A 23,985-nucleotide genomic window follows, 5' to 3' on the forward strand; every position below is an offset into this window, starting at 1 on the left:
CCCACGCCGCGGCGCGGCACGACCGCTGTCAGTGGTGCCCCGTCGGCTGGCTTCCATATGACGCCTTCGCCTTCCCCGTCGCCCCCCGCCCCCCCCCCCGCCGCCGCCGCCGCCGGCGGCGGCACGGAGCGTCCTGGGCAGGTCAGCATGGCCCAAGCCGTCACCGAGGCCATCGGCGCGTCCCGTTTCCTTCCCGAGGGCGACGGTGGGGGTGAGGCGGCGGGCGAGCCCGCGCACCTGCTCGTCCAGGCGGGGACGGGCACCGGCAAGTCGCTCGGCTATCTGGTGCCCGCCATCGCCCACGGCGAGCGCGTGGTGATCGCCACGGCGACGCTCGCGCTCCAGCGCCAGCTCGTAGAGCGTGACCTGCCGCGTACGGTCGACGCGCTGCACCCGCTGCTGCGTCGGCGCCCCGAGTTCGCCATGCTCAAGGGCCGTTCCAACTATCTCTGTCTGCACCGCCTGCACGAGGGTGTGCCGCACGATGAGGAAGAAGGGCTCTTCGACCCGTTCGAGGCCGCGGCCACCCTGCCGGGGCAGGCGACCAGCCGGCTGGGCAAGGACCTGTTGCGGCTGCGCGACTGGGCGGACGAGACCGAGACCGGCGACCGGGACGACCTGACCCCCGGCGTCTCCGACCGGGCCTGGTCGCAGGTTTCCGTCTCCTCGCGGGAGTGTCTTGGCGCATCGAAGTGCGCGTACGGCGCGGACTGCTTCGCGGAGGCGGCCCGGGAGCGGGCCAAGCTCTCCGACGTCGTCGTGACCAACCACGCGCTGCTGGCCATCGATGCCATCGAGGGCGCCCCGGTGCTGCCCCCGCACGAGGTGTTGATCATCGACGAGGCGCATGAACTGGTCTCCCGGGTCACCGGCGCCGCCACTGGTGAACTCACCCCCGGCCAGGTCAACCGGGCGGTGCGGCGCGCCGCCAAGCTCGTCAACGAGAAGGCGGCGGACGCCCTCCAGACGGCTGCCGAGACCTTCGAGCGGTTGATGGAACTGGCCCTCCCGGGCCGTCTGGAAGAGGTCCCCGAGGATCTCGGCTATGCCCTGATGGCCCTGCGTGACGCGTCCCGCACGGTGATCTCGGCCATCGGCAGCACCCGCGACAAGTCGGTGCCGGACGAGGACGCGGTGCGCAAGCAGGCGCTGGCCTCGGTGGAGAACGTGCACGCCGTCGCGGAGCGCGTGGTGGAGGGCTCGGAGTACGACGTCGTGTGGTACGAGCGCCATGATCGGTTCGGCGCCTCGCTCCGGGTCGCCCCGATGTCGGTGTCCGGGCTGCTGCGCGAGAAGCTCTTCGCCGACCGGTCCGTCGTCCTGACGTCGGCGACGCTCAAGCTCGGCGGCGACTTCAACGGCGTGGGAGCCTCGCTGGGGCTCGCCCCGGAAGGCATGGCCGAGAAGTCGGGTACGGACGAGCCGACCATGCCGCGCTGGAAGAGCCTGGACGTCGGCTCGCCCTTCGACTACCGCAAGCAGGGCATCCTGTACGTCGCCCAGCACCTGGCCCAGCCGGGCCGTGAGGCCGATCGCGCCGACATGCTCGACGAACTCACCGAGCTGGTCCAGGCGGCGGGCGGGCGCACCCTCGGCCTGTTCTCCTCGATGCGGGCCGCCCAGACGGCTGCGGAGGAGCTGCGCGGGCGCATCGACCGGCCCATCCTCCTCCAGGGTGAGGAGACGCTCGGCGAGCTGATCAAGGGTTTTGCCGAAGATCCGGCCACCTGCTTGTTCGGCACGCTCTCGCTGTGGCAGGGCGTGGACGTGCCCGGGCCGAGTTGCCAGTTGGTGGTGATGGACCGCATCCCCTTCCCGCGCCCGGACGATCCGCTGATGAGCGCCCGCCAGACGGCGGTCCAGGAAGCCGGCGGCAATGGGTTCATGGCGGTCGCGGCGACGCATGCCGCGCTGCTGATGGCGCAGGGCGCCGGGCGTTTGGTCCGTGCGTCGGGCGACCGCGGCGTGGTCGCGGTCCTCGACCCCCGGCTGGCGAAGGCCCGGTACGGCAGCTTCCTCCGCTCCTCGATGCCGGACTTCTGGTACACGACCGATCGGAACCAGGTGCGACGCTCGCTGGCCGCCATCGATGCCGCGGCCAAGGCGAGCGAATAGGCGAGCGCCCGCGCACAGCGGGCCGCACGCATGCCGAGGCCCCCGGGGCCGCCCCTGTTCGAGAGGGGCGGCCCCGGGGGCCTGTTCGTCAGCGCTCGCGCCCGCATGCCTCAGGGTGGGGTGGGCGGGTGGTACGTGCTCACCGACCCCGTGTCGTACCGCGTTGCCCGTCCGTACGAGCCCCCTTGGCGAGGCGCAGGGAGAGGCGGAGAGGGGCGGCCCCGGAACCGGCGCAGTGGTCCCGGGGCCGGTCGTGAGAGGCGATCACACACGGCGCAGTACGGCCACCACCTTGCCGAGGATCGTCGCCTCATCGCCGGGGATCGGCTGGTACGCGGCGTTGTGCGGGAGCAGCCAGACGTGTCCGTCCTCCCGCTTGAAGCGCTTCACCGTCGCCTCGCCGTCCAGCATGGCCGCGACGATGTCCCCGTTCTCGGCGACCGGCTGCCGGCGCACCGTGACCCAGTCACCGTCACAGATGGCCGCCTCCACCATGGAGTCACCGACCACCTTCAGGACGAACAACTCGCCGTCGCCGACCAACTGCCGGGGAAGGGGGAAGACGTCCTCCACCGACTCCTCGGCCAGAATCGGCCCACCGGCCGCGATACGACCGACAAGCGGTACGTACGAGGCGGCGGGCTTGCCCGTGGTGTCGGCGGGCGGCGCTGCGGCGGGCTGGTCGGAGCCGCGGACCTCATAGGCGCGGGGCCGGTGCGGGTCGCGGCGGAGAAAGCCCTTGCGCTCCAGCGCCATCAGTTGATGGGCGACGGATGAGGTGCTGGAGAGGCCCACGGCCTGCCCGATCTCCCGCATGGACGGCGGGTAGCCCCGGCGCTGCACGGAGTCGCGGATCACCTCGATGACACGCCGCTGGCGGTCAGTGAGGCCTGAGCTGTCCGCGCGAATTCCCGGAGGTCGGCCGGGCAGCGAGCGGGCGGGCCGCTGCCCTTCTTGATGTGTGATGGCGTCATTCATCGTGGGTGCCGATTCGGGTCGGTTCCGGGAGCGGTCCTGGGCGGAGATGGTGGCGCTTTCGGCGGTCGTGGTCACGTCGACCCCTCTCGATATGTTCTCCCTAGTTAGCCAACGGTAGTTGCTTTCGAAAGGTTGCGCCAAACACACGTTCGAGTGAAAATCCGCAGATTAGCTGACGTGATCACGAGGGTTCGTGTATGCAGCGAGGGGCTATTTCGGGCCATTACGGTATCGCCCGCGGGGGAGTTGTCTCGCGGCGGGGCCCCTTCCGCGGAGTCGACGTCACTGTGCGTGAGGAGCGCGGTGTGTGGGGCGGTCGCGGGCGGCCGACCTTCGTGTGGCGTGGGGCGCGTTCTGGGTGGGATCGGCCGAACCGGGTCCGGCGGGTTCTGGTGTGGCCCGGCGCGGTTCGCCGTCATGCGGCGCCGTGGTGCATGGCGCGGTTCGGGCCCGGATCGGTGGGCCTTCAGTGTGCCACGGGCGCCCCGTGGCCCCGGCCTCGCCGCGTTTCCCGTACCCTCATGGCTGCGTCCCCGCTCGACACGCCACGGCCGATGTTGACGCGCTGCCCCCAGATCTAGTGGTTTGATGTGCGGCAGTTGCCCATAGGTTGTGGTCCCTGGGGGAAACCTCGCTCAGGTCTTCGCCTATGCTTGGGGTCGCGTCGACGGGCCCCGGTGGGCCTGGCAGAGCTTTGGTGACGCTGAATTTCGTGCGCCGTTTTCAGGGCGGGAAGGGTGAGGAAGTCGTGCACTGCCCCTTCTGTAGGCACCCCGACAGCCGCGTGGTCGACAGCCGCACCACCGATGACGGCTGTTCCATCCGCCGGCGCCGGCAGTGCCCCGACTGCTCCCGACGGTTTACCACCGTGGAGACGGCGTCACTCATGGTGATCAAGCGGAGTGGGGTCACCGAGCCCTTCCGTCGCGACAAGGTCATCTCCGGGGTGCGCAAGGCGTGCCAGGGGCGCCCGGTCACCGAAGACGCCCTCGCGCAGCTCGGACAGCGCGTCGAAGAGGCGGTCCGTGCCACCGGCAGCGCCGAGTTGAGCACCCATGACGTCGGCCTGGCCATACTCGGCCCGCTGCGGGAGCTCGATCTCGTCGCGTACCTGCGCTTCGCCAGCGTCTACCAGGCGTTCGAGTCCCTTGAGGACTTCGAGGCCGCGGTCGCGGAGTTGCGCGCCGGGGTGGCGCGCGCCGCCGAATAGCGGCCACACACAGACCTGCCCGGAACGCGCTCCGCGTTCACGGGCGACAGACAGGCATCGCGCCATGGAACAAACTGGCGTAATGGGGCGTTTTTGCCCGTATCAGGGAGGCGGAATGACAGAGACGACGAGCGGCCCGGCACGAGGTTCCCGCTCCAAGGGAAGCAAGGCGACCAAGGGCCTGCGCATCGAACGCGTCCACACCGCCCCCGGCGTGCACCCGTACGACGAGGTGGTCTGGGAGCGTCGAGACGTCGTCATGACCAATTGGCGCGACGGCTCGGTCAACTTCGAGCAGCGCGGCGTCGAGTTCCCCGACTTCTGGTCGGTGAACGCGGTCAACATCGTCACCAGCAAGTACTTCCGCGGCGCCGTGGGCTCCCCCAGCCGCGAGTCCAGCCTGAAGCAGCTCATCGACCGCGTGGTCAGCACGTACCGCAAGGCCGGCGAGACCCACGGGTACTTCGCCTCGCCCGCTGATGCCGAGATCTTCGACCACGAGCTGACGTACGCCCTGCTGCACCAGGTGTTCTCGTTCAACTCGCCGGTCTGGTTCAACGTCGGGACCAAGCAGCCGCAGCAGGTCAGCGCCTGCTTCATCCTCTCCGTCGACGACTCCATGGAGTCGATCCTCGACTGGTACAAGGAAGAGGGGATGATCTTCAAGGGCGGTTCGGGCGCCGGTCTGAACCTCTCGCGCATCCGCTCCAGCAAGGAGCTGCTCTCCTCCGGCGGCAACGCCTCGGGCCCCGTGTCCTTTATGCGCGGTGCCGACGCCTCTGCAGGAACGATCAAGTCGGGCGGCGCCACCCGCCGCGCCGCCAAGATGGTCGTTCTCGACGTCGACCACCCGGACGTCGAGGCCTTCATCGAGACCAAGGTGAAGGAGGAGGAGAAGGTCCGCGCGCTGCGCGACGCCGGGTTCGACATGGACCTGGGCGGCGACGACATCACCTCCGTGCAGTACCAGAACGCCAACAACTCGGTCCGGGTCAACGACGAGTTCATGCGAGCGGTCGAGACCGGCGACTCCTTCGGCCTGCGGGCACGGATGACCGGCGAGGTCATCGACAAGGTCGACGCCAAGGGCCTGTTCCGGAAGATGGCGGAGGCGGCCTGGGCCTGCGCCGACCCGGGCATCCAGTACGACGACACCATCAACCACTGGCACACCTCGCCGGAGTCGGGCCGCATCACCGCCTCCAACCCGTGCAGTGAGTACATGCACCTGGACAACTCCTCGTGCAACCTCGCCTCGCTCAACCTCATGAAGTTCCTCCGCGACGACGACCAGGGCCACCAGTCGTTCGACGCCGAGCGCTTCGCGAAGGTCGTCGAGCTGGTCATCACCGCGATGGACATCTCCATCTGCTTCGCGGACTTCCCGACCGAGAAGATCGGCGAGACCACCCGCGCCTTCCGCCAGCTCGGCATCGGCTACGCCAACCTCGGCGCCCTGCTGATGGCCACCGGGCACGCCTACGACAGCGACGGCGGCCGTGCGCTGGCCGGCGCCATCACCTCGCTGATGACCGGCACGTCCTACCGCCGCTCGGCGGAGCTGGCGGCCGTCGTCGGCCCGTACGAGGGGTATGCGCGCAACGCCGACGCCCACAAGCGCGTCATGAAGCAGCACGCCGACGCCAACGGTGCGGCCAGGCGGATGGACGACCTGGACACGCCGGTGTGGGCCGCGGCGACCGAGGCGTGGCAGGACGTCATCCGGCTCGGCGACAAGAACGGCTTCCGCAACGCCCAGGCGTCGGTGCTGGCCCCGACCGGCACCATCGGCCTGATGATGGACTGCGACACCACCGGTGTCGAGCCCGACCTGGCGCTGGTGAAGTTCAAGAAGCTGGTCGGCGGCGGCTCCATGCAGATCGTGAACAACACGGTCCCCAAGGCGCTCAAGCGGCTCGGCTACCAGCCCGAGCAGGGCGAGGCCATCGTCAGCCACATCGCCGAGCACGGCAACGTGCTCGACGCCCCCGGGCTGCGCCCCGAGCACTACGAGGTGTTCGACTGCGCGATGGGCGAGCGGGCCATCTCGGCCATGGGCCACGTACGGATGATGGCGGCTGCCCAGCCGTTCCTGTCCGGCGCGATCTCCAAGACCGTGAACCTGCCCGAGTCGGCCACGGTGGAAGAGGTCGAGCAGGTCTACTTCGAGGGCTGGAAGCTCGGCCTGAAGGCGCTGGCGATCTACCGCGACAACTGCAAGGTCGGCCAGCCGCTGTCGGCGAAGAAGAAGGAAACCGAGACCAAGGCCGAGCCGGAGCCGGAGAAGGTCGTCGAGTACCGACCGGTCCGCAACCGCCTGCCCAAGGGCCGTCCCGGCATCACCACCTCGTTCACGGTCGGTGGCGCTGAGGGTTACATGACGGCCAACTCCTACCCGGACGACGGGCTCGGCGAGGTCTTCCTCAAGATGTCCAAGCAGGGCTCGACCCTCGCGGGCATGATGGACGCCTTCTCGATCGCGGTCTCGGTGGGCTTGCAGTACGGCGTGCCGCTGGAGACCTACGTCTCGAAGTTCACCAACATGCGCTTCGAGCCGGCGGGCATGACGGACGACCCGGACGTGCGGATGGCCCAGTCGATCGTCGACTACATCTTCCGCCGCCTGGCGTTGGACTTCCTGCCCTTCGAGACCCGGTCGGCCCTCGGTATCCACTCGGCGGAGGAGCGGCAGCGCCACCTGGACACCGGTTCGTACGAGGCCAACGAGGACGAGGTGGACGTCGAGGGGCTGGCGCAGTCGGCTCCCCGCCAGTTCACCGCCCCGCAGCCGGTGGAGCGCAAGCCCGAGGTCACGGTCGTGCCGACGCCCAAGCAGGTCCACAACTCCACGGAGCTGGTGGAGATGCAGCTCGGCCTGAACGCGGACGCTCCGCTCTGCTTCTCCTGCGGCACCAAGATGCGCCGCGCCGGTAGCTGCTACCTGTGCGAGGGATGCGGGTCCACCAGCGGTTGTAGCTGACCGCAGGCCCGGTGGTGGGCTTGAACTAGCTGATCGGGTGGGGTGTCGACGCTTGCGTCGGCACCCCATCTCGCGTCTGCCGCGCGACGTGAGACGTGCGGGGGCGACCGGCCCGGCTTCGCACGCGTGACGTCCGTACGCGCCCTTCGGCCGGCGTGCCCCGTGGGGTGCTGTGGGGTTCTCCAGAACAATGCCCCTTTTGGAAGGGATCGGTCTTGGCTGGCGTGCCGAGAGTGGGGAGAGGAAGCGCGAATGGGCGAGCTCATGTGGGGCGGCGACCGGCTGGACCTGGACGCCTACCTGGCGCGCGTGGGCGTGGTCGGGGCTGTCGAGACCACTACTACCGCTGACGCCGCTGCGTCGGCCCGGAACCCGAACCAGGGCGAACCCCCGGTCGGTGAGACGCAAGACCTCGGCCCCGACCTGGAGACTCTGCGCACCCTGCATCGCGCCCATGTCGCGGCGATCCCCTTCGAGAACCTGGACATCCTGCTGGGGCAGCCGATCACGCTGGACATCGAGGCCCTGCAAACCAAGATGGTGCGGCAGCGGCGCGGCGGCTACTGCTACGAACAGAACCTGCTCTTCGCCGCGGTGCTGGAACGGATCGGCTTCCAGGTGACGGGACTTGGCGCCCGCGTACGCATGGGGTCGGACAAACTCCTGGCCGAGACGCACATGCTGCTCCGGGTCGCGGTGGACGGCGCGGACTGGATCGCGGACGTGGGGTTCGGCGGGGAGGGCCTGTTGGAACCGCTTCCCTGGGCCGACGGTGCCAGACAGGGGCAGGGTGACTGGACCTTCGGGCTGGTCAGCGAGGCCAAGGGGGTGTGGTCGCTGCGGTCGTTGCACCCGGACGGATGGTTCGACCTGTACGCCTTCACCGCAGAAGAGCGCTACCCGGTGGACTATGAACTTCGCAGCTACTACGTCTCGACCCATGCGCGATCTCCCTTCGTCTCCCGGCCCGTCGTCCAACGGACTGAGCCCAGCGTGCGACGTAACTTGATCGGCGCGCGGCTGTCCGTCGCACGCCCTGACGGCAGCCAACACGCACGACAGATCGCCGGCGACGAGCTGGCTGATGTGCTGCTCAGCGAGTTCGGCATCGAACTGAGCGCCGTCGAAGCGGAAAAGCTTGTCCAGGGGTATGCCTCCGGTTTGTGACGGCGGTGGCCTTGGGGGCCGTACGATGGCGCGGTGCTGGTCAAGTGGATTCGTTGTTCCGTGGTTGACCGTCCCGGGTTCGAGCGTGGGCAGCGAGAGTGGGCGGGGTTGCTCAACGAGCCGGGCTTCCGTGGGCAGGGCGGCGGGTGGAGTCGACAGCGCCCGAACGTGGCGCACGTCTTCGGTTTCTGGGAGAGCAGGTCGTTCTACGACTCCTTCATGGCGCGGTCGCATGACCGCCTGTCAGCAGGACAGGCGAGCACCTTCACCGACATGCAGGTCCTGCTCTTTGAGCGGCAGTTCGACGTGAAGGTGGGCTTCGAGCCGCAGTTCGGCGACGTGGACGTGGTGCGCGTGGCGCACTGCCAGGTGCACGAAGACAGGGTCGAGCACTTCACGCTGATGCAGGAGCAGGTGTGGAATCCGGCAATGGCCGGCTCTCCTGGCATGCTGCGCGGCGTATTCGGTCAGGCTCCCGGCCACGAGTTCCTCGTGCTCTCCATGTGGAACTCGGCGGCCGAACACGGCAAGTACCGGGAAGGTCGGGTGCAGCGGCTCGGAGACCGGGCCGAGGTGGACACGGATGTGACGGCGGTGACGGGCGACGTCGTCGCCATCGAGCCGTCCTGGACGGTGTGAACACCGCGGTCCCCGCCGCGTAGCACCACCTGAGGAAGTCCACGACGACCCGTACGACCACTCCGTACCGCGCTGGTTTCGACATGATCCTCCTCTCTGCTCGCCCCGTTCGGGGTCCTTCCTTGTGGGCGTCGCCGCTGGTGGCGGGGCCCGTCGGCGGTGGGCTGGAGCCTGGCGCTCTTAGGGCTGCTCCGTGCAGCGGCGGGCTGGCCGGGCGCATCGGGGCGCCGGGGCGCGCGGCGCCCCGGAGGCCCGTCAGTCAGTGGCGGGCGCTGCGCCGGCCGGGCTCTGCTGCTCGGCGGGAGTGGGGGAACCGGGGCCTATGTATGCCCCGGCTCGCGTCGCGGCCAGAGCGGCCAGCGCGCTTCGCTCGGCATCGATCGCGTCGACGGGCTCCCGGGTGATGAAGAGGCGGAAGAAGAGCGGGGCGGAGACGGCGCTGACCACGGCTGCCGCATCGGTGCCCGGGGGTGCCTCGCCGCGCTGGACGGCCCGCTCGATGAGGGGGCCGCACCGCTTGAAACGTTCGCGGTAGAAGGTGTGCAGTCCCTGAGCGGCGTGCTCCGACTGGAAGGCCGCCGCGATGAAGGCGCCAGGAGCCGCAGCCGTCGCCGGGTCACCGAAGGTGGTGGTCACCTCGCTGGCCAAGGCGCGGAGATCGCCTTCGAGGGTGCCGGTGTCCGGCGGCGTCCAGGAATCTTCTCCGGCCAGGTCCAGCGCGTCCACGATGAGCCCTTCGACGCCTCCCCAGCGTCGGTAGAGCGTCGTCTTGTGCACTCCGGAGTGCTCCGCGACGTACTCGACGGTCAGGCCCGGATATCCGTGATCGGTCAGGCCGGTGATGACGGCGTCCCGTACGGCGGCGCGGGTGCGTGCGGTGCGTCCGCCGGGGCGCACGGTGCCCGGCGTGGTGGCGGACTCCCGAACCATATGCAACTCCGATTGCGTTAAGGGGGCGAGCGTGTCATGCTGAGCGTAACGCAACTTGAGTTGCATTTGAAGTCCTGATGGGAAATCTTGGGAGGGCAATGCCTACACAGATCTCGCTCCGTGCGGTCACCGTCTCCCGCGGCGATCGCCTCCTGCTCGACGACGTCACCTTCTCGGTGCGGCCCGGCGAGCGGATCGGCATCGTGGGGGAGAACGGCTCGGGCAAGTCGACACTGCTGCGCCTGGTCGCCGGGGTCGACCGCCCCGACCGCGGCGAGGTGACCTGCACCGCCGATGGCGGAGTGGGCTACCTCGCGCAGACCCCGGAACTGTCCCCGAACCGCAGCGTTGCGGACGCCATAGATCAAGCACTCGGCGAGCTCAGGGAGATGGAGCGCAGGCTGCGCGCGCTGGAGCGCACCCTGGGCACGGCCGATCGCGATCAGTTGGACGCGTACGGCGAACTGCTCACCGCGTTCGAAGCCCGCGGTGGGTACGAGGCGGACGCACGGATCGGCAGGGCCCTGACGGCGCTCGGCCTGGCCGGCGTCGGGCGTGAGCGGCGGCTCGGTGAGCTCTCCGGCGGCGAGCAGGCCCGGCTCGGGCTGGCCTGCATGCTGGCGGCGGCACCCGAAGTCATGCTGCTGGACGAGCCGACCAACCACCTTGACGGGGCGGCGCTGACCTGGTTGGAAGAGTCGCTGCGCAGCCACCGCGGCACGGTGCTCGCCATCTCCCACGACCGCGTCTTCCTGGAACGGATAGCGACAGCCCTGGTGGAAGTGGACGGCGACCGCCGCACGCTCGTGCGGTACGGCGGCGGGTATCCGGGGTTCGTGGCGGAGCGCGCCGCGGCCCGGCACCGGTGGGAGCAGTCCCACCGGGAGTGGTGCGCCGAGGTCGCCGCGGTCGCCGAGTCCTCCGTGACCACCGCGTCGCGGGTGGCACCGGGACGGGCCCGGAAGGACGGCAACAAGATGGCCTACGGCCGAGATAGGGGGCGGGTGCAGGCGTCCGTATCCAGCAGGGTGCGCAACGCTCAGGAAAGACTGCGACGGCTCCACGCGGACCCGGTGCCCCCACCGCCGGCCCCGCTCCGCTTCGCCGCCCGCCCGGCGCTCGGAACGGCTAGCGGAGAACTGGTCGCCCTGGAAGACGTGCGGGTGGGCGACCGTCTGCTCGTGGACTCGCTCTCCATACGGGCGGGCGAGCGACTGCTCGTCCACGGTGGCAACGGCGCCGGCAAGTCAACGCTGCTCCAGGTGATGGCCGGGGTCCTCCCACCCGACGACGGACGCGTCAGCCGTCGCGGACGCATCGGCTACCTCGCACAGGAGATCCCCGTCGGCAACCCCAGGGAACGCCTCCTGTCGGTCTTCGGCCGAGGACTGCCGCACGGGCCGGACGAACACGCCGCGCAACTGTTGTCGTACGGGCTCTTTCGCGAGCGTGACTTCCACCTACCGGTGGGCTCGCTCTCAGTCGGGCAGCGCCGCCGTCTCGCCCTCGCCCGACTGCTGGCCCGGCCGATGGACCTGCTGCTGCTCGACGAGCCGACCAACCACCTCGCGCTCGACCTGGTGGAAGAGCTGGAGACGGCCCTGGCGCACTGGTCCGGAGCGCTGGTCGTCGTCACCCACGATCGACTCATGCGCAGCCGGTTCACCGGGACGCACCGCGAAATGAAAGCGGGCCGACTCGATGCCCAGCAGCCGCCGGGCACCCGGCCGAACAGCCACGGGGAGGCGCTCGCCGGGGCAGGAGCGCGTGAGGCGATCTAGGGTGGCGGCATGGCACGACCCCAGCGCATCGTCCTCATCCGGCACGGCGAGTCCGAGGGCAACGTCGACGACTCCGTCTACGAAAGGGAGCCCGACCATGCGCTGGCCCTGACGCCCACCGGTCAGCGGCAGGCCGCCGAGGCGGGTGCGGTACTGCGGCGGACCTTCGGGACCGAGTCGATCTCCGCCTACGTCTCCCCGTACCGCCGTACCCACGAGACGTTCCACCTGCTCGGGCTCAACCCGTCGCGGACGCGGGTGCGGGAAGAGCCGCGCCTTCGCGAGCAGGACTGGGGCAACTGGCAGGACCGGGAAGACGTTCGCAAACAGAAGGCGTACCGCGACGCGTACGGTCACTTCTTCTACCGGTTCGCGCAAGGCGAGTCGGGCGCGGACGTGTACGACCGCGTCGGTGCCTTCCTGGAGAGCCTGTGGCGCAGCTTCGAGGACCCGAACCATCCGTCGAACGTGCTGCTGGTGACCCATGGGCTGACCATGCGCCTGTTCTGCATGCGCTGGTTCCACTGGAGCGTGGCCGAGTTCGAGTCGCTGTCCAATCCGGGCAATGCCGAGCATCGGACCCTGCTGCTCGACACGGACGGAAGGTACCGACTGGACCGTCCCTTCGAGCGTTGGTGTACGCCCGAGCCGTATCCGCTACCGGTTAGAGTTCGCTGCGATGACCGCTGACCGCATCCAACGCGCCCACGCCAGTCTGCGCGGGCTCGCCGTGGGCGACGCCCTCGGCTCCCAGTTCTTCGTCCCCGCCAACTACCCTTCCCTGCAAGCACGTACGGTGCCGCCCGGCCCCTGGCAGTGGACCGATGACACCGAGATGGCCTGCTCGGTGCTTGCCGTACTGGCCACGCACGGCCGTGTCGATCAAGACGCACTGGCCGAGTCCTTCGCCACCCACCATGACTTCGACCGTGGCTACGGCCCAGCGGTCAACCGCATGTTGAGGCTGGTCAGAGAGGGTGCGGACTGGCGTGAACTGGCCTCAGCGCTCTTCAACGGCCAGGGTTCCTGGGGCAATGGCGCCGCGATGCGCATCGCCCCGCTGGGCGCCTGGTACGCCGGGGACGCCGAGCAGGCGACGCACCAGGCGGAGATCTCCGCGTACACGACCCACCAGCACCGCGAGGCGGTCGCCGGGGCGATGGCGGTGGCGGCGGCAGCAGCGTTGGTCGCCGACCCGGCCGGGCCGCGGGAGCCGGACCGGCTGCTGGCGCAGGTGGTGGCGCTCGTACCGCGCAGTGCCGTCCAGGCCGGTCTGCGCCGGGCGCGCGACATGCTGGACTTCGACGACCCGGTCACCGTCGCCGCCGTGCTCGGGTGTGGCCGCCGCACCAGCGCCCACGACACCGTTCCCTTCGCCCTGTGGGCCGCGGCCAGCAACCTCGCCTCCTTCGAGCAGGCGTTCTGGGTGACGGCTCAGGCCGGTGGGGACGTGGACACCACCTGCGCGATCGTCGGCGGGGTCGTCGCCGCACGGGAGGCGGGCGCTCCGCCCGCCGAGTGGCAGGAACAGACGGAGCAGCTCCCCGACTGGGCGCTGACCTGGCAGAGCTGAGCACCGTGTCCTCTGCGGCATTGCGGGCCTCTGCGTGAGTCGCGGGCCCGTGTGTGAGTTGCCGCCCGTCGACGGTGTGGGAGCGCTCTGCCGTCCCAGAGCTGGTTGCTCGGTGGGGGCCGGGCGAGACGACCACGCGGCCGAGCCGTACGCCGGCGCCGTGGTCACCGGTCCTGTGACCGGGGGCAGCGGAACAGCCGGGTGACCGTGTGCGCATGCCGATGCGCACGCGGTCGCGTCGTTCGAAGCGTGCGGCGCCAAGCCAACTGCCGGGCTGATTCTGAGCCGTCGAGCCAGGCTTGACGGGTTTGAAGCCGCCCGCGCCCCGTGGAACGGGCGGCAGCGGCCGTCCGCATGACCTGGCCGGGGACGTGTTACGGACACGGTCAGCGACGTCGTCGGCACGCACCAGCGCTCCGCGGACACCGTCCGTGGCGGCGCCGATCCAGGTATGACGACCACCCGATCCCGCGAGCCGCCACAAGAATCGCGCACCCGTGCAATTTCCCCGCGCCAAGTGCACAAAGCCTCACCCGGGCGGCGTAGTCTTAGCACCGCCATGCCTTACGAACCGCCCACCCACACCGTCGAGCGCTCGCTACGCGCCAAGACGGGAGCGAAGGTCGTCGCCGGTGTCGACGAGGTCGGCCGCGGAGCGTGGGCAGGACCGGTCACGGTCTGTGCAGCCATCACCGGCTTGCGCCGCCCGCCCGCCGGGCTCACCGACTCGAAGCTGCTGACACGAGAGCGCCGTACGCGGCTCGCCGCGGAGCTGACGACCTGGGTCACCGCCCACGCACTCGGCCACTCCTCGCCCGAGGAGATCGACGAGCTGGGCATGACCGAGGCACTCCGCCTGGCCGCGACCCGCGCGCTCACCGCACTTCCGGTGCGCCCCGACGCCGTGATCCTCGACGGGAAGCACGACTACCTGGGTGCGCCGTGGCAGGTTCGTACGGTGATCAAGGGCGACCAGTCGTGCATCGCGGTGGCCGCGGCCTCGGTCCTGGCCAAGGTGCAGCGAGACGCGATGATGGCGGAACTCGGCGCCGGGTGCGCGACGTTCTGCTTCGAGGACAACGTGGGCTACCCGTCGCCCACACACCGTGCAGCCCTGGAGGACTTGGGCCCCACCCCGCACCACCGGCTCTCCTGGGCCTACCTGGACTCGCTGCCGCGCTGGCAGCACCTCAAGCGAACCCGCATCCCCCAGGGCACCACCACCGACTTGGAAGGCGAAGGCCAGCTCGGTTTCGACTTCACCGGGGCCTGACCCGCCCCAACTCACCACCCGCCGACGCGCTCCGCGTTGGCGTTTGATAGACATCACGCATGCCTCTCATCCCCGAGGAGCCTCAGATTCACGAGAGTGTCCCGGGTCCCCGCGTAGCGCCGCCCGCCGGCCGTGCCGCGTCGACCCCCCGTCCCGTCCCGGGCCCCCGGCCCGCTCCGCGTCCCGGCCGCCCCGGACAAAACCGAGGCCCGGCCGCCCCGGCACAGCGCACGCCCGCGGATGTTGCCCGGCCGGCGCCGGCCGCTCCCTCCGTTCCGACCAAGGCGTCGACCACGCCGCAGATCCAGCTCATCCCCGCTTCCGAGCAGGGTGCGTTGGACGCCGCGGACGAGGCCGTTGACCTGCTGCTCGACTCCGGTCGTGCGCCGGGCGACGTACTGGTGCTCACCATCGGCGACCCGCACCCCTGGGCCGTGCACGAGCTGTCCTTCGGTGACGCGTCGTACTGGGCCCAGCACGCCGCGGGCGATGACGTCTTCTACGCTGCCGCCGATGCGGACCGCGCCACCGGCCGCCCCGTCGTGGTCGTCGCGGTCAACGGCGGCGCGGACGAGGACGTTGCCCGTTCGTTGCCTCAGGCGTTGACGCGGGCCGGCGTGCTGCTGATCGTCTGCGGCGACCCCCAGCGGATCAACACCATGCTGGCGGCCGGAGTTTAGACCGCAGCCGGTCGACATCACCGATACGGCACACACCCTGAGCCGGACGCGCCCCACGGGGCACGTCCGGCCAGTGGCGTTGGTGCGTACCCGCGTGTACGCACTGCTGTCATGGCGCTGTCGAACCGGCGCGCTGGGTGGTGACCACGGCCGCGGTCACCACCGCACGCGCGGGGCGTCAGCAGGCAGCGGTGTGCCGGGGGTTGGCGGGGACGGCGCCCGGTCTGGAGGGGCGCGTGCCACCGCCGCCCGAGGTGCCGGCCCCGTCCGGTATGAGGGGCCCGCTCGGCGAGCCCGTGTGCGGGCGGCGGCCGTGGCGGCCGGCTCCCAGTACGTGCCAGCCGCCCGGCGTCATGGCGATGTACGCGCCACAGCGCAGACCGTGCAGTGTGCAGGCGTCCCGCAGGCCCCACATCCACGCACCGTCTTCCACCGTCCAGCCGCCGTCGCCTTCGCGGCAGTACAACAGCACCGCGGTACGCACGGGGGCCCGTAGCCGCAGGTCGTGCGGGATGATCCGACGCAGCCGCGCGAGTAGCCCGTTCCGTAGCTCCCAACCGTCCGCGTCCTTGCCGTGCTGGCGGAACGAGGCGCTGGCTGCGAGCCGCCCGTCCTGGTGCAACACCGCGATCACGGCGGTGGCCGGCGTGGGAGCGTGGCGTGCGTGCAGACCGCTGATCAACACGCGCGGGTTGGACAGCAGGGGGATGCCCGCGGTGGCCCACTCGGCAGGTTCGAGTATGCGCGCCAGGCGGTGAGAAGGATCTGACGCGGGGGGTGGGGCGAAGCCGTACGTCACGGTCCTCCCTTCCTCTGTGTGCCCGAGCCGGGCGATGCGACGGGCGTGGCGCACACCATGGAAGCGCCCAGTCCTGGGGCGATGAAACGACCAGGGAGCCAAAGCCAATTCTTGCCGGCACGCTGGATCGCGGCAATGAACAACCAGCAAGAACGACCGCTATCCGGCCATATGTCTCCTATATTTCTCACGTCGATGCCACTCGGGGTGCCCAGGGTTACCCCTGCACCGCGAGAACCAGCGGAAACACACCTTCCGCGCCAGCCTGTCGCAGCAGTCGGGCGGCTATGGCGAGGGTCCAGCCGGTGTCCGTGTAGTCGTCGACGAGCAGCACGGGGCCGCCTGCTGTGGCCAGCGCGTCGGCCAGGGTGGGCGGCACGATCAGGGCGCCGTCCAGGGCCCGCAGCCGTTGGGCGCTGTTGGTCCGGGGAACGCGCGTGTCGATGCCCTGGTCCCGGTACGTCACAGTGCCGAGCAGCGGCATCCGGCCCACGGCCGCGATCCGCTCGCCGAGCGAGTGCACCAGCCGGGGCCTGGTCCGGGAGTCGAGGGTGACGACGCCTACCGGTCGGCGCGGTGCGTCGGGTGCGCCGGAAGCCCAGCCGCCGGGCCCCTTGGCCCAGTCGGCGAGCACCGTCACCACGGCATCGGCGACGTCGCCCGGCACTGCGCCATCGGGTGACTGCGGGGCGAGTAGGGGGCGGAGCCGATTGCCCCATCCGATGTCGGAGAGCCTGCCGAGGGCCCGCCCGGGCGCGGCCTGCTGTCCGACGGGGATGCGGCCCTTGAGCTCGACCCCGATGGCGGGCAGACCCGTGGGCCACATGCGGCGCGGCTCGACATCCACGCCGGGCCGGTCCAACTCGCCACGCGCCGTCTGGAGCGCGGCGGGCGACACCTCGGCGGAAAAGCGTGGCTGGGCACAGTTGTCGCAGCGCCCGCACGGCGTGGCCGCCTCGTCGTCCAACTGCCGGCGCAGGAACTCCATCCGGCACCCCGTCGACGTGGCGTAGTCGCGCATGGCCTGCTGCTCGGCCGCCCGCTGACGCGCCACCCAGGCGTACCGCTCGGCGTCGTACGTCCATGGCTGTCCGGTGGCCGTCCAGCCGCCCCGCACGCGGTGGACCGCTCCGTCGACGTCGAGGACCTTGAGCATGGTTTCCAGCCGGGAGCGGCGCAGCTCGACCTGTGGTTCGAGGGCGGGCAGCGACAGCGGCCTGCCCGCCGCCGTCAGCACCTCCAGGGTGCGCCTGACCTGCTCTTCCGACGGGAAAGCCAGCGATGCGAAGTACCGCCAGATCGCCTCGTCCTCGCGGCCGGGCAGAAGCAGCACCTCGGCGTGCTCGACTCCGCGACCGGCGCGGCCCACCTGCTGGTAGTAGGCGATGGGGGAGGCCGGCGAGCCGAGGTGCACGACGAAGCCGAGGTCGGGCTTGTCGAAGCCCATGCCCAGAGCGGACGTGGCGACCAACGCCTTGACGCGGTTGGCCAGGAGGTCGGCCTCGGCGGCCCGCCGATCGGAGTCCTCCGTCTTGCCCGAGTACGCGGCGACCTCGTGCCCACACTGCCGAAGGTATGCGGTCACTTCGTCCGCCGCGGAGACGGTGAGGGTGTAGATGATGCCCGAGCCCGGCAACTCGTTGAGGTGATCGGCGAGCCATGCCAGGCGGTGCGCCGCGTCCGGGAGGTTCAGCACGCCGAGGCTCAGGCTCTCCCGGTCCAGCGGGCCGCGCAGCACGAGGGTCTCCGCGGTTCCCTCGCCGGTGCCTAGCTGCTCGGCGACGTCCTTGGTCACCCGGGCGTTGGCGGTGGCGGTGGTGGCCAGCACGGGGACGTCCGGTCGTAGGTCCGCCAGCATGGTGCGCAGACGGCGGTAGTCAGGGCGGAAGTCGTGTCCCCAGTCGGAGATGCAGTGCGCCTCGTCGACGACGAGCAGCCCCGTGGAGGCGGCGAGCTTGGGCAGCACCTGATCGCGGAAGTCGGGATTGTTGAGCCGCTCGGGGCTGACGAGGAGCACGTCTACGGTGCCCTCGGCCACTTCCGCCTGGACGGTCTCCCATTCCTCGATGTTGGCGGAGTTGATGGTGCGTGCGCGGATGCCGGCCCGCTCGGCGGCCTCCACCTGGTTGCGCATGAGGGCCAGGAGCGGCGAGACGATCACCGTGGGCCCACTGCCGCGCTCCCTGAGCAGTGCCGTCGCCACGAAGTAGACCGCCGACTTGCCCCAGCCGGTGCGCTGCACGACCAGCGCCCTGCGGTGGTCGGCCACGAGCGCCTCGATGGCGCGCCACTGGTCCTCGCGCAGCTTCGCCGTGCCCGTCGTATCGCCGACGAGGCGGGAGAGGACACGGTCGGCGGAGACGCGGAGTTCGTCGTTGGTCATGCCCCCATGCAACCCGATGCCACTGACATCACGCGAATGGACCCGGCAGCCTGTGGATAACTCCGCCCCTCACCCTATTAATACGACAATGGGATAATCTACGAGTTATCCACAGGTCTGGTGGGATCTTGCGGAGCACGCGAACCTCGGGCCATGACGAACCGCAACGAGCCCTTCAGCCCCTTCGACGCCGACGACAAACCGGGCCCGCACCAGCCCACACTCAGCTCCGAACTCCCCCAGGTCACCCTGCGCAGCCCGGCCGAGCTCGCCGATGCCCTCCCGTATCTGCTGGGCTTCCATCCGACCGACAGCGTGGTCATGCTCGCGTTGCAAGGTGAGCGGGGCCGCTTCGGAGGGCGGCTGCGCCTCGGCCTCCCGGCCACCACGCAGGACTGGCCCGAGACCTGTGACCAGTTGGCGGACTGCCTGATCACGGACAGCCGCAGGCGGGGAGTCCAGGTCACCGGCGTGATCCTCTTCCTCTGTCAGGACCCCCATCGCGGCGAGGAAGGGCAGCAGGTGATGGAGCGGCTCCGTCCGCTCGCCCAGCAACTCCGCGTCGCCTGCGGCAAGCTCGACGCCCCGGTCCTGGAGGCGCTGTGCATCTCGGACGGCACCTTCTGGTCCTACTGCTGCCCTGACCCGCGCTGCTGCTCTCCCGAAGGCACGCCACTGATCCTGCCCGGCACCTCGCGGATGGCCGCCGCCGCGACGTACGCCGGAATCCAGGTCCGGGGCTCCTTACGACAGATGGAGGCCAGGCTCGCACCGCTGTCCGTCTCCCGCGCGCCCGAGCAGGAGCAGGCACTCGACCAGGCAGCCAGCAACCTCGTCCCCGCCATGCTGGGATCTTCCGCCACCGCGGTGCGCTCACGGACGCTCGACCTCGCCGAACGCGTCCTTGGACGTTTCGGCCAGGCCGCGCCGGTGGCTGGGCGCTCGGCGGCGGACGATCGGGACGACGCCCTCCTCGCCCAGAGCGAAGCAGCCGAGATCATCCTCGGACTACAGGACCGCGTCACCCGCGACCAGGCCGCGGAATGGATGGAAGGACCGCAGGCGGAGCCCGCACTGCGCATGTGGCGGGCGCTCGCCCGACGCTGCGTCGGTGTCTACGGGGAGCACGCGGCGGCACCGCTGGCCCTGGCGGGCTGGGTCGCCTGGTCGCTGGGTGACGAGCCCGAGGCCAAGGTCGCGCTCAGCCGCGCCCTGCACGCCGATCCCGACTACGTGTTCGCCAAGTTGCTGCACCAGGCGTGCAACGAAGGCATCGACCCCGAGCCGCTGCGCCAGTCGCTGCGCGTGGAGCGGGCCAGGCGGTCGGCGGACGGTGCGTTGCGGGCGGCCGTTCAGGGCGAGCTGTGCCGGCTCGACGAGAAGACCACGAAGGTCGTACGCCAACGGAGCGCGCGAAGCACGGTCTCGTGTACGGGGCGGCAGGAGCCCGCGCAGCAGTCGCCGCAGCCCACGAGCGAGACGGGGAACGGAACCGAGGTGGCGGAGGCGCAGCGTGGTGCGGCTGCACCCGACCGTGCGGGCGATGGCCCAGGCGGCGACGCCTCTGCCTTGAGTTCCCTGGGGGCCTCTGGGCCCACGGGCTCCCTGCCCCTGGTCCCGCGTCAGCGGCGACGCGGCACGGAGGCGCGGCCGAGCAGGGGGAGCCGGCCGGCATCGGGTAGGGGCGCGGGGGAGTCGCGCGGCCCGGGCGGGCGGCACCGGATGCCGCGCCGGGGCGGCCCGCGGGACGCGAACGGCCGGAGCTAGTGCCGCCGGGCCGGCGAGCGGGTCACCGACCGGCTGCCACCTTGCGGCGAGCCGGCTGCCATGAGCCTCGCTCGGCGCCTGGGACGCGGCTCGCGGTCGGCCGCCTGGCCCGTGCTCCGGTGCCCTCCCGCCGGCCGGGTCCTCCCGGAGTGCCCCGCCCGCACAGCGGATGCGCGTAGCGATCACGTTGGCCGGAGTACTCGCAGGGAGCGGTCCCCGCCCGCGCTGCGGATTCCCCAACGACAGCGCGCCGCACCGGCCGCCGCCGACCCTGGCAGCAACAGCAACAGCAACAGCAACAGCAACAGCAACAGCAACAGCGCGGTGCCACCTGCGCGTGGCTTCGCACGAGGCAGGTGCTGGGGGCGGATGCGATCCCACGGAGGCGCGGGGCGGGCGTCGGCGTGCGGTGTCGCGGCCCCGGGTCGCAGCGTAGATCGGGGGCTTGGAGGACCGCAGGACCGCAGGAGAGCACGGGAGTTGAGAAGGAGAGGTGAGAAGAGTGTGGGCCGTTGGCCTACGAGTGGTTAGGCTGATGTACGCGGTCGTGCGGTGGATCTCGTCGAGGCAGTACAACGGCCTTTTTATCGTCAAGCAGACGACTATGATCCCTGCATGCCCTACGACCCGTCGGCCTTCCCGTCCTTTGCCGTCACCGTCGATCTGGTCGTACTCACGGTACGACGGCATGCGTTGTGCGCCCTCGCTGTTCGGCGAGGTGAGCAGCCGTTCCAAGGGCGTTGGGCCCTCCCCGGTGGCTTCGTGCGCGCGGATGAGGACCTGGCAGATGCTGCGGCGCGCGAGCTCATCGAGGAAACCGGGCTGCTCGCCCACGACCCGACGCTCCCGGCGCCGCCGAACGCCGCGCACCTGGAGCAGTTGGCCACCTACGGCGCTCCCAAGCGCGATCCGCGGATGCGCGTGGTCAGCGTCGCCCATCTGGCGCTCGCCCCCGATCTGCCGGCTCCCCGCGCAGGTGGTGACGCGCACAGTGCGCGGTGGGCCCCCGTCGAGTCGCTGCTCGACCAGGAGGGCGCGTTCGGGCGGGAGTCGGGACCCGCTGATGCACTCGCCTTCGACCACGCCCGCATCCTGGCGGACGGAGTGGAGCGAGCGCGTTCGAAGATCGAGTACTCCTCGCTCGCCACCGCGTTCTGCTCGCGTGAGTTCACCGTGGGCGAGTTGCGCCGCGTCTACGAAGCGGTGTGGGGAGTGGCGCTCGACCCCCGCAACTTCCACCGCAAGGTCACCGGGACGCCGGGGTTCTTGGTGCCGACCGGGGGGACGACGACGCGTCAGGGCGGCCGGCCGGCCCAACTGTTCCGAGCCGGTGGGGCGACGCTGCTCAATCCGCCGATGCTGCGGCCCGAGGTGTGACACGTTCGCGGTGCATAAGTTGCGTATGCGGAGAAAATAGGACAGGTGGGGTTACGGTGCTGGAGTAGCCCTCCTCCCACCTGCCGCAGTGCGGTCTCATGTCTCGCGAGTGAAGCCATGATCCAGGCCATCGGGCTGACCAGCGCCCCCCGCCGCAACCAGCCGCCCGCCGTCGATGACCTCACCTTCGAGGTGCGCCCCGGCCTCGTCACCGCCCTGTTTGGTGACGAGGGTGCGGGCAAGAGCACCGCGTTGCGTCTGTTGCTGCAACTGGAGTCGGGGCGCGGCCTCGCCCTCTTCCGCGGGCGTCCGCTCCATGCCGTGCCGCACCCCTCCCGTGAGGTGGGCGTCGTGCTCGGCGACGTCCCCGGGCACCCCGCGCGGACGGGCCGGGGCCACCTCAGGATGCTGAGCGCGGCGGCCGGGGTGCCGGTGCGGCGGGCGGACGAGGCGTTGGAGCTCGTGGGCCTGAGCGGTCTTGCCGAGCAGCGTCTCGGGGACTACTCGCGCGGCATGGACCGCAGGCTCGGGCTCGCCGCAGCCCTTCTGGGCGACCCCTACGCCCTGGTGCTCGACGAGCCCGCGCGGGAGCTTTCGCCGCGCGAGGCCGCATGGCTGTACGGCCTGCTGCGGGGCTACGCGGCCCAAGGCGGCGCCGTCCTCGTCTCGGCCAGCGAGCCCAAGGGGCTGGACCGGGTCGCCGACCGGGTGATCAGTATGGAGAGGGGGCGACTGGTAGCCGATCAGAGTGTTGCCGATTTCGCCCGTACACGACTGCGGCCACGGGTCGTCGTCCGGTCTCCGTTCGCCGACCGGCTGGGCGCCGTGCTGGCGCGGGAGGGGGCCGTCGCGGGGGAGCGGGTCGAGGTGGTGCGCGAGGGAGGCAGCCGCATCTCGGTGTACGGCAGTAGCTGCGCCACCGTCGGAGAGATCGCGTACCGCCACGGCATCCTGGTGCATCGGCTCGCCGACGAGGACGGCTGGCCGACGCCTACACCACCCCCGACACCAGCGGTGGCGGCCTGGTCCGACCAGACCTCCGGGCCCCGCGCGCTTGCGGCTCCGCAGCCAGGGCGGAGCCCGCGCCTGGCGCAGGCGGGTGGTGCGTGCGCCGACGACCACGGCGCGCCGGCCGAGGCTTACGGCGGCGAGGCGGCGGGTGCGCCGGAAGCTGCGGCGCGAGCGGCGCAGCCGAGCGATCGGGCGGTGTCCGGGCGCGGCTGGTGGGCCGGTCTCGACGAGATCGGGGCAACGGTCGGCCCCGCGGACGCCACGCCCTGGCCCATCCCGGACGACGAACCGGTGCCCGAGCCGAGCACGGCACCCGCCTCCCGGGCGCTGGCGCTGCCGCGCGTCCCCCCGCCGGGCCCGGCCGGGCCCATGCGGTACGAGCTGCGCCGCGCCGCCGGAGTGCGCACCATCTGGTACGTGCTGATCGCCACGTTCGCCGCCTCGGTCATCACCGGCGTACTCCTGGCGCGACTGGGGGACGTGGCCTCCGCCCGCATGTACACGAGCTGGCCAGGGCCGCTGCCGTTGCCTCCGGTGGCCGTCGGGGCCGGGCTGCTCGGCGCGCTCGCCTTCGGGCAGGAGTACCGGTACCCGGCGCTGGCCCCGACACAGGGCGCCGTGCCGCGGCGACTCGCCCTGCTCGCCGCGAAGTTGCTGGTCTGGTCGGTGGCCGCGGCGCTGCTCGCACTGGCCGCGGTGTTCGCCAACGGCGCCGTGCTGTGGCTCTGCTACGGCGCGGATGCGGCGCGCCCGCCGGTGGACTGGCCGCCGCTGCTGGCCGGTTGGTGCCTGTTGGTGATCGGCTGCGCCTGGGTGGGACTGCTGTCGGCCGCCGTACTGCGCTCCACGACGTGGGGCTTCACGGCGGCACTCGCCGTGCCGCTCGCCACGCTGACCCTCCTGCGGCGCACCGTCGACGAGCCGTCGGCGCGATCGTTGGAGGGCATGTCGGAGCGGGTGCGCCAGGCGACGCTGGCCGAGTGGCCGTCCGTCCCCGACCGCGGTACGGCGCTGGTGGGCCGGCTGGCCAGCGAGCCCATCGGTCAGGTGATGGCGCTCTCGATCTCCGTACTGTTGTGCGCTTATGTGCTCACGGCACTGCGCGGGCGACCGCGCCCCGGGCGTGCGGTGCGCTGGCAACGTGCCAAATGAGCACATGGGTGCCTACTCGTCGCGAGGGGGTTCCGACCAGGAGGTACGAGGACGCGGTCCTGACCGCGTGACTGTGCACAACCCCTCACAGCGCGTTCACTTCTGTCCGATTCGGCGTCAATTGGGTGGCCGTAGTCGATCACCCTTTCGTGTGCTTTTCACCAAAGACC

The 23,985-nt window shown here is 70.8% G+C and carries 17 protein-coding genes; 13 read left to right on the forward strand and 4 right to left on the reverse strand.

Features of this window, described 5'->3' with window-relative positions; all coding sequences use genetic code 11:
* Nucleotides 1-57: 57 nt before the first annotated feature.
* A complete protein-coding gene (locus AAHZ94_RS01695; RefSeq protein WP_349990021.1) occupies nt 58-2,115 on the forward strand; it encodes an ATP-dependent DNA helicase in 2,058 nt (685 codons plus the stop codon).
* A gap of 264 nt (nt 2,116-2,379) precedes the next feature.
* On the opposite strand, the gene lexA is transcribed toward AAHZ94_RS01695, so the two are convergent.
* On the reverse strand, nt 2,380-3,168 hold the full coding sequence (gene lexA / locus AAHZ94_RS01700) for a transcriptional repressor LexA (protein ID WP_349990022.1): 789 nt from the start codon (nt 3,166-3,168) through the stop codon (nt 2,380-2,382).
* Between the two features lie 673 nt (nt 3,169-3,841).
* Between lexA and nrdR the strand changes: the two genes are divergently transcribed.
* The 4 genes from nrdR to AAHZ94_RS01720 all read left to right on the forward strand — a co-directional run bounded on the left by nrdR (nt 3,842) and on the right by AAHZ94_RS01720 (nt 9,089).
* Nucleotides 3,842-4,303 (forward strand): transcriptional regulator NrdR, encoded by a 462-nt coding sequence (gene nrdR, locus AAHZ94_RS01705; protein ID WP_414726040.1) that lies wholly within the window; start codon nt 3,842-3,844, stop codon nt 4,301-4,303.
* Between the two features lie 115 nt (nt 4,304-4,418).
* Nucleotides 4,419-7,283, forward strand: coding sequence for a vitamin B12-dependent ribonucleotide reductase (locus AAHZ94_RS01710; protein ID WP_349990023.1), 2,865 nt, complete (start codon nt 4,419-4,421; stop codon nt 7,281-7,283).
* Nucleotides 7,284-7,535: 252 nt separating this feature from the next.
* Nucleotides 7,536-8,450 (forward strand): arylamine N-acetyltransferase family protein, encoded by a 915-nt coding sequence (locus tag AAHZ94_RS01715; protein ID WP_349990024.1) that lies wholly within the window; start codon nt 7,536-7,538, stop codon nt 8,448-8,450.
* Between the two features lie 33 nt (nt 8,451-8,483).
* Entirely contained in the window at nt 8,484-9,089 is a 606-nt protein-coding gene (locus tag AAHZ94_RS01720) for a YdbC family protein (protein ID WP_349990025.1), read from the forward strand.
* A 255-nt stretch (nt 9,090-9,344) separates the two neighbouring features.
* Here the strand turns inward: AAHZ94_RS01720 and AAHZ94_RS01725 are convergent, their stop codons facing one another.
* Nucleotides 9,345-10,019, reverse strand: a complete 675-nt coding sequence (locus tag AAHZ94_RS01725) for a TetR/AcrR family transcriptional regulator (RefSeq protein ID WP_349990026.1) — start codon at nt 10,017-10,019, stop codon at nt 9,345-9,347.
* A 98-nt stretch (nt 10,020-10,117) separates the two neighbouring features.
* Here AAHZ94_RS01725 and AAHZ94_RS01730 point away from each other — a divergent pair, with 98 nt between their 5' ends.
* The 5 genes from AAHZ94_RS01730 (at nt 10,118) to AAHZ94_RS01750 (ending at nt 15,326) form a co-directional block, all read left to right on the forward strand.
* On the forward strand, nt 10,118-11,800 hold the full coding sequence (locus tag AAHZ94_RS01730; RefSeq protein ID WP_349990027.1) for an ABC-F family ATP-binding cassette domain-containing protein: 1,683 nt from the start codon (nt 10,118-10,120) through the stop codon (nt 11,798-11,800).
* Between the two features lie 9 nt (nt 11,801-11,809).
* On the forward strand, nt 11,810-12,490 hold the full coding sequence (locus tag AAHZ94_RS01735) for a histidine phosphatase family protein (protein WP_349990028.1): 681 nt from the start codon (nt 11,810-11,812) through the stop codon (nt 12,488-12,490).
* Nucleotides 12,480-13,373 carry an ADP-ribosylglycohydrolase family protein gene (locus tag AAHZ94_RS01740; RefSeq protein ID WP_349990029.1) on the forward strand — a complete coding sequence of 298 codons (894 nt, stop codon included), beginning with the start codon at nt 12,480-12,482 and terminating at the stop codon, nt 13,371-13,373. Before AAHZ94_RS01735 ends, AAHZ94_RS01740 begins: the two co-directional genes overlap by 11 nt.
* A 559-nt stretch (nt 13,374-13,932) precedes the next feature.
* Nucleotides 13,933-14,646 (forward strand): ribonuclease HII, encoded by a 714-nt coding sequence (rnhB, locus tag AAHZ94_RS01745; protein WP_349990030.1) that lies wholly within the window; start codon nt 13,933-13,935, stop codon nt 14,644-14,646.
* Between the two features lie 59 nt (nt 14,647-14,705).
* The gene (locus AAHZ94_RS01750; protein ID WP_349990031.1) at nt 14,706-15,326 is read left to right on the forward strand and encodes a hypothetical protein; all 621 of its coding nucleotides are present in this window, start codon (nt 14,706-14,708) and stop codon (nt 15,324-15,326) included.
* 178 nt (nt 15,327-15,504) lie between these two features.
* Here AAHZ94_RS01750 and AAHZ94_RS01755 read toward each other — a convergent pair whose 3' ends face one another.
* Nucleotides 15,505-16,125, reverse strand: coding sequence for a hypothetical protein (locus AAHZ94_RS01755; protein ID WP_349990032.1), 621 nt, complete (start codon nt 16,123-16,125; stop codon nt 15,505-15,507).
* Between the two features lie 217 nt (nt 16,126-16,342).
* On the reverse strand, nt 16,343-18,508 hold the full coding sequence (locus AAHZ94_RS01760; protein ID WP_349990033.1) for a RecQ family ATP-dependent DNA helicase: 2,166 nt from the start codon (nt 18,506-18,508) through the stop codon (nt 16,343-16,345).
* A gap of 153 nt (nt 18,509-18,661) precedes the next feature.
* Here AAHZ94_RS01760 and AAHZ94_RS01765 point away from each other — a divergent pair, with 153 nt between their 5' ends.
* The 3 genes from AAHZ94_RS01765 (at nt 18,662) to AAHZ94_RS01775 (ending at nt 23,815) form a co-directional block, all read left to right on the forward strand.
* A complete protein-coding gene (locus AAHZ94_RS01765; protein WP_349990034.1) occupies nt 18,662-20,275 on the forward strand; it encodes a DUF4192 domain-containing protein in 1,614 nt (537 codons plus the stop codon).
* A gap of 615 nt (nt 20,276-20,890) precedes the next feature.
* The gene (locus tag AAHZ94_RS01770) at nt 20,891-21,652 is read left to right on the forward strand and encodes an NUDIX hydrolase (protein WP_349990035.1); all 762 of its coding nucleotides are present in this window, start codon (nt 20,891-20,893) and stop codon (nt 21,650-21,652) included.
* 117 nt (nt 21,653-21,769) lie between these two features.
* Nucleotides 21,770-23,815 carry an ATP-binding cassette domain-containing protein gene (locus AAHZ94_RS01775; protein WP_349990036.1) on the forward strand — a complete coding sequence of 682 codons (2,046 nt, stop codon included), beginning with the start codon at nt 21,770-21,772 and terminating at the stop codon, nt 23,813-23,815.
* The last annotated feature ends 170 nt before the right edge of the window (nt 23,816-23,985 follow it).

This window comes from Streptomyces sp. HSW2009, from assembly GCF_040240285.1.
GTDB lineage: Bacteria > Actinomycetota > Actinomycetes > Streptomycetales > Streptomycetaceae > Streptomyces.